The following is a 13,064-nucleotide window of genomic DNA, read 5'->3' as shown; positions in this document are numbered from 1 at the left end:
TTGTTGCAATGCGACGAATTGCCCCGTCGGTCAAACACTTGGATTTCACTGCGGTTTCGAAATCGGTTCAGGAAAATTCCGTCGGCCGCCGGGCAATGCCGACCATGTCGGATTTGTTTACACTTCTGCCTTAGAGCAGGTGCCCATGATCCGGCTGTTCAAGCATTACGTGCCCAATGCCGTGCTGCTGCTCGGCTTTCTCGATATCCTGCTGCTGGCGGTGTCGGGCGAGCTCGGCTGGATGCTGCGCGCGCACCAACTGGGCATCGGCCTGCCGCCCGTGCAGACGCGCTGGCCGCAACTCGTCAGCTATGCGCTGTTCCTCGAAGTCGCGATGATGTCGGTCGGCGTCTATGGCGCCGACGCGCTCCAGTCGCTGCGCTATGCGGTGGCGCGGCTGATCGTGGCGATCTCGCTGGGCGTGATCGGTCTCAGCGTCCTCTATTTCCTGATCCCCGAGATCGGCTTCTGGCGCTCCAACCTGCTCTACGCGATGGGCTGCTCGATCGCCTCGCTGATCGCGCTGCGCATCCTGCTCGGCAAGGCCCTGGGCAGCCAGGCGTTCAAGCGCCGCATCGTCGTGCTCGGCGCAGGCGCCCGCGCGCAGCGGCTCAAGGACCTGTCCAAGACCCCCGGCGCGGGCTTCGTCGTGGTCGGCTATGTTTCGATGAGCGAGGCCAATCGCGTGATCCCCGAGGCCATCGCGCGCGACGCGATCTACAATCTCGCCGACCATGTCGTGGTGCTCAACGCCAGCGAAGTGGTGCTCGCGCTGGAAGAGCGCCGCAACGCACTGCCGCTCAAGGATCTGCTGCGCATCAAGACCACGGGCGTGCACGTCAACGAGATCTCGACCTTCCTCGAACGAGAGACCGGCCGCGTCGACCTGGACAGCGTCAATCCCAGCTGGCTGATCTTCTCGGACGGCTTCTCCTCGGGGCGCATGCTCTCGAGCATGTTCAAGCGGCTGTTCGACATCACCGCGAGCGCGGTGCTGCTCGCCCTGATGCTGCCGATCATCCTGCTCACCGCGATACTGATCAAGCTGGAGAGCCGGGGCCCGGCATTCTACCGCCAGCGCCGCGTCGGCCTTTATGGCACCGGCTTCGACGTCATCAAGCTGCGCTCGATGCGCCAGGATGCCGAAGTGAACGGCCAGGCGGTGTGGGCGGAGAAGGACGATCCGCGCATCACCCGCATCGGCAAGATCATCCGCAAGACGCGGGTCGACGAGCTGCCGCAATGCTGGAGCGTGCTCAAGGGCGAGATGAGCTTTGTCGGCCCGCGCCCCGAGCGCCCCCAGTTCGTCGAGGATCTCGAGACCAAGCTGCCTTATTATGCCGAACGCCACATGGTGAAGCCGGGCATCACCGGCTGGGCACAGATCAACTATCCCTATGGCGCCTCGATCGAGGATTCGCGCCAGAAGCTCGAATACGACCTCTATTACGCGAAGAATTATTCGCCCTTCCTCGACGTGCTGATCCTCCTCCAGACCATCCGCGTCGTGCTGTTCCCCGAAGGCGCACGCTAAATGGCCGCTTTGCTGCTCTGGCTGCACGCGCTCGCCGCGCTGCTGTTCGGAGCGCTCGCCTTCTGGGCATGGCGCACCGATATCGCCGGGCTGCCGCGCCGCCCGCTCGCCTTTGCGCTGGCGACCACCGCGCTCTGGGCGCTCGCCATTGCCGGCATCGGATCGACCGACGTCGCGAGCTGGTTCGCCGAGACGCTGCGCAACCTCGCCTGGCTGGGCTTCATGCTCGTGCTGCATCGGCGCGACGCGCAGACCCGGCCGCCGATCGCGCTCGGCACGGTCTATGGCGTGGTCGCCCTGGTCCAGATCGCCGCCGTGACGCTCACGCTCATCGCCTATGTCCATCCCGATCCCGGCGCGACGGCGCAGACCGCCAATGCCGCGGTGCTGATGCGGATGCTCGTCGCGGTGGCCGCGCTGGTATTGGTCCAGGCGCTCTGGTCGGCGCTGGGTCCGGCCACCAGCGGGCCGCTGCGCACGCTGGTGATCGCGCTCGCGTGCATGTGGTGTGCCGAGTTCGGGCTCTACACCTTCGCCTATCTCGCCGCCGAATGGCGGATCGAGCCGTTGGCGCTGCGCGGGCTCGCCTATCTCGCCATCGCGCTCGCGATCGGGGCGGCACTCCAGCGCAAGGGCGAGTGGAAGATCGAGGTTTCCCGCGCGGTCACCTACCAGTCGCTGTCGCTGGTCGCGGTCGGCGCCTATTTCGCGCTGCTCGCGCTCGCCACCTCGGCCATCGCCACGGTGGGCGGTGCCAATGCCCGCATCCTCCAGACCGCCTTCGTGCTCGGCTCCACCGCGGCGATCCTGACGCTCGTCGCCAATAGCTGGCTGCGCGCCTGGCTGAAGGTGAAGCTGGCCAAGCATCTCTTCCGCCACCGCTACGACTATCGCACCGAATGGATGCGCTTCACCGAGACTTTGGGCGCTCCCCAAGGCGGCGCCGCGCTCGACGAACGTATCGTCAAGGCGATCGCCGACCTCACCGAAAGTCCGTCCGGCATGCTGCTGGTGCCCGATGCAGGCGGGCTCGGCATCGGCGCGCGCTGGAACTGGGATCATGCGACGCCGCCTATCGCCAGCGACACGGCATTGAGCGAGCATCTCCAGCTGACCGGCCGGATCATCGAGCTCGATGCGGTCCGCCGCAGCGAGGATCATGTCGATGCCGTCGCCGTGCCGCAATGGATGCTCGACCTGCCCGAGGCCTGGGCGATCGTCCCGCTGCCGCATCTGGCCGAGCTCGCCGGCGCGATCCTGCTCGCCCGGCCTGCGCTCGACCGCGCGCTCGACTGGGAGGATTTCGACCTGCTCAAGGTCGCCGGCCGTCAGGTCGCGTCCTACCTCGCCGAATCCAAGGCGCAGGACGCGCTGGCCGAGGCCCAGCGCTTCGAAGAGTTCAACCGCCGCTTCGCCTTCATCCTCCATGACATCAAGAATCTCGTGAGCCAGCTGACCCTCACCGCCCGCAATGCCGAACGCCATGCCGACAAGCCCGAGTTCCGCGCCGACATGGTCGCGACGCTGCAGAATTCGGCGGAGCGGATGAACGCGCTGCTCGCGCGCCTTTCCCAGCATCATCGCGGCCGCGCCGAGGCACCGCACGCGATCGAGGTCGTCGCGCTGGTCGAACGCGTCGCCGGGCAGCGCAAGGGCCAGCACCCGGTGGTGACCGCCGGTGTGCAGAGCGCCATCGCGCATGCCGATCCGATCAGCCTCGAGCAGTTGCTCGGCCATCTCGTCCAGAACGCGATCGAAGCGAGCCCGGCGAACGAGCCAGTCACGCTGTCGGTCTCGGCCGATGGCGAGCGGGTGGCGATCGACGTGATCGACCAGGGCTGCGGCATGTCGCCCGCCTTCATCCGCGACAGATTGTTCAAGCCCTTCGTCTCGTCGAAGGAAGGCGGGTTCGGCATCGGCGCCTTCGAGGCGCGCCAGCTTACCCAGGCCATGGAGGGCCAGATCGAAGTGACCTCGCGCGAAGGCAAGGGAACGCGCTTCCGCGTGATCCTCAAGGCCGCGCACCCCGCCGACCTGGGAATGGGACGCGCCGCATGAGCGACACCCGCGCCCTGCCCAAGCTCCTCATCGTCGAGGACGATGCCGGGCTCCAGCGCCAGCTGCGCTGGGCCTATGACGGCTATGAGATCTTCACCGCCTCCACCCGCGAGGAAGCTGTCACGGTGCTGCGCGCCGAGGAGCCGCCGGTGGTCACGCTCGACCTCGGCCTGCCGCCCGATCCAGACGGCACCACCGAAGGCTTCGCCACGCTCGAGACCATCCTGTCGCTGCGGCCCGACACCAAGGTGATCGTCGCCTCGGGGCACGGTGCGCATGAATCGATGCTGCGCGCGATCTCGCTGGGTGCCTGGGACTTCTACCAGAAGCCGATCGACATCGACGCGCTGGGGCTGATCGTCGCGCGTGCCTTCCACGTCCATGCGCTGGAGGCCGAGAACCGCCGCCTCGCCGAGCGGGTCGAGGCAGGCGCGGTGCTCGGCGGCATGCTGACCGGCGCGCCCGAGATGCTCAAGGTCACCCGCACGATCGAGCGTGTCGCCAGCGCCGACGTGTCCGTCATGCTGCTCGGCGCCAGCGGCACCGGCAAGGAGCTGCTCGCCCGCGGGCTGCACGACAAGAGCGGGCGGAAGGGCCGCTTCGTCGCGATCAACTGCGCAGCGATCCCCGAAACCCTCCTCGAATCGGAACTGTTCGGTCACGAGAAGGGCGCCTTCACCGGCGCGGTGAAAACCACCGAGGGCAAGATCGAGCTCGCGCAAGGGGGGACGCTGTTCCTCGACGAGATCGGCGACGTGCCGCTTCCCCTGCAGGTCAAGCTGCTGCGCTTCCTGCAGGAGCGGGTGATCGAGCGGGTCGGCGGGCGCCAGGCGATCGCGGTGGACACCCGCATCGTCTGCGCGACGCACCAGGACATCGACGCGATGGTCGCCGACAATCGCTTCCGCGAAGACCTCTATTACCGCCTCGCCGAGATCGTCGTGCGCATCCCGAGCCTGGCCGAAAGGCCGGGTGACGCCGGGCTGCTCGCACGGCACTTCCTCCAGAAATATGCCGCCCAGATGAACACGATTGCGCGCAGCTTCGCCCCCGATGCGCTCGCCGCGATCGACGCCTGGGGCTGGCCGGGCAATGTCCGCGAGCTCGAGAACCGCGTGAAACGCGCGGCGATCATGGCCGAGGGCAAGCACGTCACCGCCAGCGATCTCGATCTCGGGGCACAGGCGGAGATCGAGCCGGTCAACCTCAAGGCCGCGCGCGAGCTCGCCGATCGCAAGGCGATCCGTCATGCGCTCGCCCGCGCCGAGGGCAATATCTCCGGCACCGCCCGTCTGCTCGGCATCAGCCGTCCCACCCTCTATGATCTGATGAAGGCCTATGACCTCCAGCCATAGGCGCGCCCGCGCCAAATCCTCGGGCTTCGGCGTGCGCGGCGTGCTGGTGATCGGCGGCGCGCTCGCGGTGCTGTTCGCCGTGCTGATCGGCTGGTTCACGCTGACCACCGGCAAGATGAGCGCCGCCGACGCCGCCGAGGCGACCGGCCGGGCCGAGGCACTGCTCAAGGCGGACAACGCCACCGCCGCCCGCGACCTGGCGGCCGAGGCGGTGCGCGGCGATCCCGACAACGAGAACGCCCATATCGTCCTCGCCCGCGCCCTGCTCGCGCTGCAGGACGGCGTCGGCGCCGAGGGCGAGATCCAGCGCGCGGTGGACGCCGGGTACGACGCCAGGGCCGTGCCGCAATGGCGCGCCGAGGCCTGGGTGCTCCAGGGCAAGACCGACAAGGCCCCGGCCGAGGCGGACAAGGCCCCGGCCAGCCAGAAGGTCTATGGCCTGCGCATCCGCGCCCGCGCACTGACTGCCACCGGCGACTATGCCGGGGCGCAGAATGCCCTTGCCGAGGCTTTGCGCCTCGCCCCGAACGATGCCGGCGTGTGGACCGACCTCGGCCGCTTCCGCTTCGCCGCCGGTGACCTGCGCGGCGCCGCCGAGGCGTCGGACCGCGCGGTCAAGCTCGCGCCCGGCTCGGTCGATGCGCTGGTGCTGCGCGGCGAGATCGTGCGCAGCCAATATGGCCTGGTCGCCGCGCTGCCCTGGTTCGAGCAGGCGCTGAAGCGCGATCCGGCGCGCCACAATGCGCTGATCGAATATGCCGCGACGCTGGGCGATGCCGGCCGCACCGTCGATGCGATCGCCGCCACCCGCCGCGCCCTCGCCGCCCATCCCGGCAGCCCGCAGGCGCTCTATCTCCAGGCCGTGATCGCGGCGCGCGCCGGCAATTTCGACCTGTCGCGCACGATCCTGGAAAAGACCGGCGGCACGATCGACGACCTGCCCGGCACCAAGCTGCTCGGCGGCACGCTCGACCTGGAGCGCGGCGAGTATGAGCAGGCGATCGACAAACTGACCGACCTGGTCGCGATGCAGCCGATGAACATCACCGCGCGCAAGCTGCTCGCCGTCGCGCTGCTGCGTACCGACCGCGCGCGCAACGCCATCGACATGCTGCGCCCCGTCGTCGCCCGCGCCGATGCCGACAGCTACGCGCTGACCCTGGTCGCCCGCGGCTTCGAGCGGATCGGCGATCGGGCGAGCGCCTCGCGCTTCCTCGACCGCGCGGCCTTCCCGGCGACGGGCGAGTCCGCCGCGTTCAGCGCCGACGACAGCACCGCCACCCTCGCCGCCGATGCGGCCCAGCGGCCGAACGATCCCCAGGCGACGCTCCCGCTGATCCGCGGCCTGATCGCCAATGGCGACAAGGGCGCCGCCCTTTCCCGGGCCCAGGACATCGCCGCGAAGAACCCCGGCGCCCCCGGCGCGCAGGTGGTGCTGGGCGACGTGCTGATGCTCCTCAACCGCCCGGCGGACGCGGCCGCCGCCTACAAGCGCGCGGCCGATCTGCGCTTCGACGAGCCGACCCTGCTCCGCCTGGTCGATGCCCTCGACCGTGGCGGCAAGCGCGAGGAAGCGGCGAACGCGCTGGCGCTGTTCCTCTCGCAGAACCCGGTCAACATCGCCGCGCAACGCCTCTCGGCGCACTGGCAGCTCGCCGCCGGCGACTATGACGCCGCGATCGACACGCTCGAGGACATCCGCTCGCAGATCGGCGATGGCGACGCCGCGCTCAACGCCGAGCTCGCCGCCGCCTATGCCGGCGTGGGCGAGACCGGCACCGCCGTCGATTTCGGCGAGGCGGCCTATGGCCTGGCCCCGGCCAATCCCGCGGTCGCCGATGCCTATGGCTGGGCGCTGTTCAAGGGCGGCGACAAGGACGGCGCGCTGGAGCTGCTGCAGAAGGCCGTGATCCTGGCCCCCAAGCATGCCGGGCTGCGCTGGCACCTGGCCCAGGTCTATGCCGCGCTCGGCCGCAAGGCGGAGGCGAAGCAGAACGCCCAGGCAGCGCTCGCCGACCCGGGCTTCCCCGAGCGAGCCGCCGCGCTGGCGGTGGCGAACGGCTGATTCGCCGGGGCTGCGGCCCGTGGAAGTTTACGAAGTTTACGGCACGGGGCCCCGATTCTTCCCCCGCGCGCAGGTGCCCGCGGCGCGGGTGATCGAGGGCGGAAGTGAAAGCGGCCTGCATCCACCAGCATGGAGCAGGCGAAATCCTACATTGCAAGCGGCGGGCTTCTTCCCTCTCTACCCCTTGGGGAGATAGCTACCGGGTCCGCGCGTCCCAGCCCAGCATCGCGACTTCGGCCACGCCTTCGAGCTCGGCCCGGCCGACCCCGTCGCGGGCGAGGATCGACATGCCGTTCTGGATGGTCTGCACGAAGCGGGCGAGCGCATCGAGGTCGACGCTTGCCGGTATCTCGCCTTCGTCCCTGCCCCGCTCCAACCGATCACGCAGGCGCTCGAAACCCACGCCGCGGGCCGAGCGAACCAGCGCGCCGAGCTCCGCATTGCCTTCGCTGCCGACCGCGGAGAGCGTGACCATGCAGCCGGTAGGCATGTCGGCGAGGCAGCCGGTCAGCGCCGCCGCCGAATCCATCAGCAGCGCCCGCGCCGCTTCCCGCGCCGTGGAGGCCGCGAGGAAGTTGGCCCAGACGAAATCCTCGGTCGTGTCGCGATAATGGCCGAGCGCCTCGACATAGAGCGCCTCCTTCGAGCCGAAGGCGGCGTAGAGGCTGGGCGCGCCGATCTCCATCGCCTCGGTGAGGTCTGCGATCGACGTGGCGGCATAGCCCTTTTCCCAGAACAGGCGCGTCGCGCGGGCCAGCGCCGCTTCGCGATCGAACGCCCGCGGGCGACCCCGTGCCCTTGCTTTTCCGTGGCTTATAGAATTCTGCATCGATCGTTACATAATTCCCTTGACGCTCCCAAACAAGCTTCCTAGCTAATTGTGTATCGATCACTACACAAATATGGGATAAGATCATGAGCGAGCTTCTGGGCAAACGGGCACTGGTGACGGGTGCTTCGCGCGGTATCGGGGCCGGCATCGCGCTGGCGCTGGCGGACAAGGGCGCCGACGTCGCTATCACCTATGAGCGTTCGGCCGAGCGCGCCGCCGAACTGGTGCGGGCGATCGAAGCCAAGGGCCGCCGCGCCATCGCCATCCAGGCCGACAGCGCCGATCCCGAGGCGGTGAAACGCTCGGTGGCGGAAACGGTCGAGGCGCTGGGCGGGCTCGATATCCTGGTCAACAATGCCGGCATCGCCCGGTACAGCCAGGTCGCCGACCTCAACCTCGAGGAGATCGACGCGCTCCTGAACGTCAATGTCCGTTCGGCGGTGATCGCCTCGGGCGCGGCGATCCCGCACCTCAAGGAAGGCGGGCGCATCATCACCATCGGATCGTGCCTGGCCGAGCGCGTGCCCTTCGCCGGCTCGACGCTCTACTCGATGACCAAGTCGGCGTTGCTTGCCTTCAACCGCGGCCTGGCCCGCGACGTGGGGCCGGCCGGCGTCACCGCCAACCTGGTCCAGCCCGGCCCGATCGACACCGACATGAACCCCGCCGACGGCGATTTCGCCGACACGCTGCGCGCCCACACCGCGCTCGGCCATTACGGCAAGCCGGAGGACGTGGCGGCGGTGGTCGCCTTCCTCGCCAGCCCGGCGGCGCGCTTCGTCACCGGATCGGTGGTCACGGTCGATGGCGGCCTGAACGCCTGACAAGCGGCACCCAAGGGCGCTGATAGCGAAACTGGGGGTGAGCCGGCGATAGCGCCTCGCTATAGCCACCCCCATGAACGAAGAAATCCTCGCCCGCATCGCCGACGCACTCGACCGGCTCGCACCGCCGCCGCCCCCGCCTGCCGACCTGGAGGCGCATCCCGCCTATGTGTGGCGCGGGCACGGGCTGGCGCCGGCGCGGGTGTTCGATCCGCTGCCGATCGAGATCCTGCGCGGGGTGGATGCCCAGCGCGAGGCGCTGGTCGCCAACCTCACCCGCCTCTCCGAGGGCCATGCCGCGCAGGACGTGCTGCTGTGGGGCGCGCGCGGCACCGGCAAGTCCGCGCTGGTGAAGAGCGCGGTCGCCGCGGTTCAGGCCCGGGGCGGCCGGCTCGCGCTGGTCGAGGCGGTGACCACCGAGCTTTCGACCCTGCCCGAGCTGTTCAACCTGCTCGGCACCACCGACCGGCCCTTCGCCATCTTCCTCGACGATCTCGGCTTTGACGGCGTCGGCGACGCCCGGGCGCTGCGCTCGCTGCTCCAGGGTGGGGCCGAGGCGCGGCCGAACAATGCCCGGCTGCTCGTCACCTCGAACCGCCGCCACCTCGTCACCCGCGACATCGCCGAGCAGGCGAGCGCGATCAATCCGCGCGATTCGGCGGACGACGGCCTGGCGCTGGCAGACCGGTTCGGGCTCAGCCTGGGTTTCCACGTCGTCGACCAGGACACCTATGTCGACATCGTCCGCGGCTATGCCGAGGCGCATGGCCTGAGCTTCGATCCGGTCGATGCGATCGGCTGGGCTACGCGGCGCGGCAGCCGCTCCGGCCGGGTGGCCTGGCAATATGTCGTCGACCTGGCGGGACGGTCCGGTCGAAATCTCTGACCGGCCGCGGAACCGGATTTCCTTCGGCGCGTCTCCTTGCGACTGCGTAACAATGAAGGAATGCCGATGCGCGACGTTCGGAAGCTCACCCTGATGATCCTGGCGCCGATCGCGGCCGGCTGGGCGATTCCCGCCCAGGCCCAGACCGAGTTCAGCGGCGCCGGGGAGACTTCCGAGATCCATTGCGACGGCGGCAGCGTCCAGGTCGAAGGAGCCGACAACACGCTGGTCATCCACGGCCCCTGCAAGAGCCTGAGCGTGGCCGGCGCGAGCAACAGGATCACCATCGCCCTCGATGCCCAGTCGGCGATCCGCGTCGAGGGGGCCGACAACGAGATTCGCTGGAGCGCTCCGGGCAAGGCCAGGCCGAAGCTGAGCGTCACCGGCGCCGGCAACCGGGTCTCACGCCAGCCCTGACGCCGCCGAAACCGACCAACATGCGGTTGATTTGGCAGGAATATCCGGCTGAATCGCCCAAATCGAACTAATCGAGGTTAAGAGACCGGTCCGGATGCTTGACAGGCACCCCTCCGTCGCGGCTCACTCTCGTCCCATGGGGCGTTTGGGGGAAACCGACCTTGCGGACCGGCTGTCGCCGAGTGGCCGCGGCACCTGGATCGTGCAGCTCGTCTTCGCGCTGCTGATCACCGGGCTCACCATCGCGTTGCGCGCGGTGATCGACAGCTTCGCGCCGGCCGCGGGGCCGTTCGCGCTCGGCTTCCCGGCGATCCTGGTCGCGACGCTGTTCGGCAGGTGGCAGGCCGGCCTGGTCACCTGCGTGCTGACGTTGCTCTACAACTGGTATTTCGTGCTGCCGACCCAGCACAGCTTCCTGCTCAAGACGGCCGACGATGGTGCCCGGCTGGTGCTCGCCACGATCAACTATGTCGCGGTGCTGGTGATTGCCGAGCTGTTCCGCCGCGCAGTGCGGCGCGCGACGGCCGAGCGCGACCGGGAGCTGGCCGAGCGCGACCTGTTCCTCGAGGAGTTCGACCACCGGGTGAAGAACAACTTCACCCTGGTCGCCGCGCTGCTCGACATGCAGCGCCGGCGCGCGAAGGACGGCGAGACCGCGGAGGCGCTGTCCTCGGCCCTCAGCCGGGTCGAGAGTATCGCCCGTGCCCACCGGCACCTCTATCGCGGCGGGGCGGCATCGCGGGGCGAAGTGGACATGGCGACCTATCTGGAGGAGCTGTGCGCGGCGCTGGCCGAGGCGCTGTTCCTGCGCGGGGCGATCACGCTCGACTGTTTCTGCGACCATGGCGCGATCCCGCGCGACCGCGCCGTCTCGATCGGGCTGATCGTCAACGAGCTGGTGACCAACGCCGCCAAGCACGCCTTTGCCGGACGCGAAAGCGGGCGGATCGAAGTGCGCTTCGAAGCGGCGTCATCGGGCTGGACGCTGGTGGTGCGCGACGACGGGGTCGGCATGCCCGAGATACCCAAGGCGCGGAAGGATGGCGGGCTGGGGCAGAAGCTGATCGACGGCTTCGTCCGCCAGGCCCGGGGCAAGGCGAGCGTCGAGACCGGGGACGAGGGGACCAAGGTGACGGTGGTGCTGGAGGCGTAGTCGTCATCCCGGCGAAAGCCGGGGTCTCGTGCGGCTCTTTTCCCGCGCCTTCGCCTGAGATCCCGGCTTTCGCCGGGATGACGGGATTTCAATCTCAGCCCAGCGCCTCGACCATCTCGGCCAGTTCCAGCCAGCGCATCTCGGCAGCGTCCTTTTCGTCGCGCAGCCTGGTGATGCCGTCGCTCAGCGAAGCGAATTTGCCCGGGTTCTTCGCATAGAGGTCCGGATCGGCCATCGCCGCCTCGTCCTTCGCGATCTGCACCTCGATCTCCTCGATCCGCTTGGGCAGCAGGTCGTAGTCGCGCTGATCCTTGTAGCTGAGCTTGGTCGCCTTCTTCGGCGCCTCGGCCGCCGGCGCAGCCTTGGGGGCGGCCTTCTTCGCATCGGCCTTGGGCCGGCGCTTGGCCTCCCAATCGGCATAGCCGCCGACCACCACATCGACCGTGCCCGATCCATCGAGCCCGAGCGTCACCGTCACGGTGCGATCGAGGAAGTCGCGGTCGTGGCTGACGATCAGCACCGTGCCTTCATAGTCCGCGATCACTTCCTGGAGCAGGTCGAGCGTCTCGAGGTCGAGATCGTTGGTCGGCTCGTCGAGCACCAGCAGGTTCGAATGGCGGGCGAACTCGCGCGCCAGCAGCAGGCGCGAGCGCTCGCCGCCCGAAAGCGTGCCGATCTTGGCTTCCGCGATGCTCGGATCGAACAGGAACTCCTTCAGATAGCCATGGACGTGCTTGCGCACGCCGAGCACGTCGATCCAGTCGCCGCCATCGGCCAGCACGTCGCGCACCGTCTTGGCCGGGTCCATCAGGCTGCGCTGCTGGTCGATGATCACGCCGTTCAGCGTGTTCGACAGCTTGACCGTGCCTTCGTCGGGCTGGATCTCGCCGGTGAGCAGCTTGAGCAGGGTCGACTTGCCCGCGCCGTTCGCGCCGACGATGCCGATCCGGTCGCCCTTGGTGACCCGGAAGGTGAGGTCCTTGATGATCGTGCGATCCCCAAAGCGCTTGGTGACGTGCTTCACGTCGATCACCACCTTGGTGTTGCTGTCGTCTGCGGCGGTGACCAGCTTGGCACTGCCCTGCGGCCCCATCATCGCGGCGCGGGTGGCGCGCATTTCCTTGAGCTTCTCGAGGCGGCCCTGGTTGCGCCGGCGCCGGCCGGTGACACCGCGCTGGAGCCAATGCTCCTCGATCTTGAGCTTGGCGTCGAGCCGCTGGGCGTTGCGCTCCTCCTCGGCATAGACCTGGTCGGTCCAGGCCTCGAACCCGCCGAAACCGACTTCCGCCCGCCGGATGGCGCCGCGATCGAGCCACAGCGTCTGGCGGGTCAGGCGGGTGAGGAAGGTACGGTCGTGGCTGATCACGATGAACGCGCCGGTGAAGCGGCTGAGCCAGTCTTCCAGCCATTCGATCGCGGCGAGGTCGAGATGGTTGGTCGGCTCGTCGAGCAGCAGCACGTCGGGATTCTGCGCCAGCGCGCGGGCGATCGCGGCACGGCGACGCTCGCCGCCCGAGGCGGTCCTAGCCTCACGGCTGAGGTCGATGCCGAGCTGGTCTGCGATCGCCTCTGCCTCGTGCCGGGGCGGGGCGTCGCTGCCGGACAGGACATAGTCGAGCAAGGTCGCGCAGCCCTCCATGCGCGGCTCCTGCTCGAGGATGACGACATGCGTGCCCGGCACGATGGTGCGGCGGCCCTCATCGGCTTCGATCGTGCCGGCGATCAGCTTGAGCAAGGTGGTCTTGCCCGCGCCGTTGCGGCCGATCAGCGCGAGCCGGTCGCGCTCGCCGATGTAGAGGTTGAGCCCGCGGAACAGCCAGCCATGGCCCTGGACGAGACCGAGATTTTCAAATGCGAGAACAGGAGCAGCCATGGGACCTTTGATCGGTTGCGGCAGTGGCCGGGTGGGGGTGCGGGCCGGCGCCGTCGAATTGGGCTCC

General features: G+C 68.7%; 10 protein-coding genes. 8 read left to right on the top strand and 2 right to left on the bottom strand.

Translation table 11 applies throughout. From position 1 onward, the window contains the following. Window positions 1-145 precede the first annotated feature (145 nt). The 4 genes from GGR46_RS19125 to GGR46_RS19110 are packed head-to-tail and all read left to right on the top strand — an operon-like array spanning window position 146 to window position 7,012. Complete coding sequence (locus tag GGR46_RS19125) at window positions 146-1,534, top strand: TIGR03013 family XrtA/PEP-CTERM system glycosyltransferase (protein WP_183999595.1); 1,389 nt, start codon at window positions 146-148, stop codon at window positions 1,532-1,534. Beyond that, window positions 1,535-3,592, top strand: coding sequence for an XrtA/PEP-CTERM system histidine kinase PrsK (gene prsK, locus GGR46_RS19120; RefSeq protein WP_183999594.1), 2,058 nt, complete (start codon window positions 1,535-1,537; stop codon window positions 3,590-3,592). Then, entirely contained in the window at window positions 3,589-4,947 is a 1,359-nt protein-coding gene (gene prsR / locus GGR46_RS19115; RefSeq protein WP_183999593.1) for a PEP-CTERM-box response regulator transcription factor, read from the top strand. Before prsK ends, prsR begins: the two co-directional genes overlap by 4 nt. Further along, a complete protein-coding gene (locus GGR46_RS19110) occupies window positions 4,931-7,012 on the top strand; it encodes a tetratricopeptide repeat protein (protein ID WP_183999592.1) in 2,082 nt (693 codons plus the stop codon). Before prsR ends, GGR46_RS19110 begins: the two co-directional genes overlap by 17 nt. Window positions 7,013-7,208: 196 nt before the next feature. Here GGR46_RS19110 and GGR46_RS19105 read toward each other — a convergent pair whose 3' ends face one another. Next, window positions 7,209-7,841 (bottom strand): TetR/AcrR family transcriptional regulator, encoded by a 633-nt coding sequence (locus GGR46_RS19105; protein WP_183999591.1) that lies wholly within the window; start codon window positions 7,839-7,841, stop codon window positions 7,209-7,211. 86 nt (window positions 7,842-7,927) lie between these two features. Between GGR46_RS19105 and GGR46_RS19100 the strand changes: the two genes are divergently transcribed. The 4 genes from GGR46_RS19100 to GGR46_RS19085 all read left to right on the top strand — a co-directional run bounded on the left by GGR46_RS19100 (window position 7,928) and on the right by GGR46_RS19085 (window position 11,124). Then, window positions 7,928-8,668, top strand: a complete 741-nt coding sequence (locus tag GGR46_RS19100) for an SDR family NAD(P)-dependent oxidoreductase (RefSeq protein ID WP_183999590.1) — start codon at window positions 7,928-7,930, stop codon at window positions 8,666-8,668. 73 nt (window positions 8,669-8,741) lie between these two features. Then, on the top strand, window positions 8,742-9,554 hold the full coding sequence (locus GGR46_RS19095) for an ATP-binding protein (RefSeq protein ID WP_183999589.1): 813 nt from the start codon (window positions 8,742-8,744) through the stop codon (window positions 9,552-9,554). Between the two features lie 66 nt (window positions 9,555-9,620). Further along, on the top strand, window positions 9,621-9,971 hold the full coding sequence (locus tag GGR46_RS19090; RefSeq protein ID WP_183999588.1) for a DUF3060 domain-containing protein: 351 nt from the start codon (window positions 9,621-9,623) through the stop codon (window positions 9,969-9,971). Window positions 9,972-10,107: 136 nt separating this feature from the next. Then, a complete protein-coding gene (locus tag GGR46_RS19085) occupies window positions 10,108-11,124 on the top strand; it encodes a sensor histidine kinase (RefSeq protein WP_183999587.1) in 1,017 nt (338 codons plus the stop codon). A 94-nt stretch (window positions 11,125-11,218) separates the two neighbouring features. Here GGR46_RS19085 and GGR46_RS19080 read toward each other — a convergent pair whose 3' ends face one another. Next, window positions 11,219-12,997, bottom strand: a complete 1,779-nt coding sequence (locus GGR46_RS19080; protein ID WP_183999586.1) for an ABC-F family ATP-binding cassette domain-containing protein — start codon at window positions 12,995-12,997, stop codon at window positions 11,219-11,221. Window positions 12,998-13,064: the final 67 nt, after the last annotated feature.

Source organism: Sphingomonas kyeonggiensis (assembly GCF_014196745.1).
GTDB lineage: Bacteria > Pseudomonadota > Alphaproteobacteria > Sphingomonadales > Sphingomonadaceae > Sphingomonas > Sphingomonas kyeonggiensis.
Note: the sequence above shows the minus strand (reverse complement) of the source record. Positions and strands in the feature narration are given on the sequence as shown.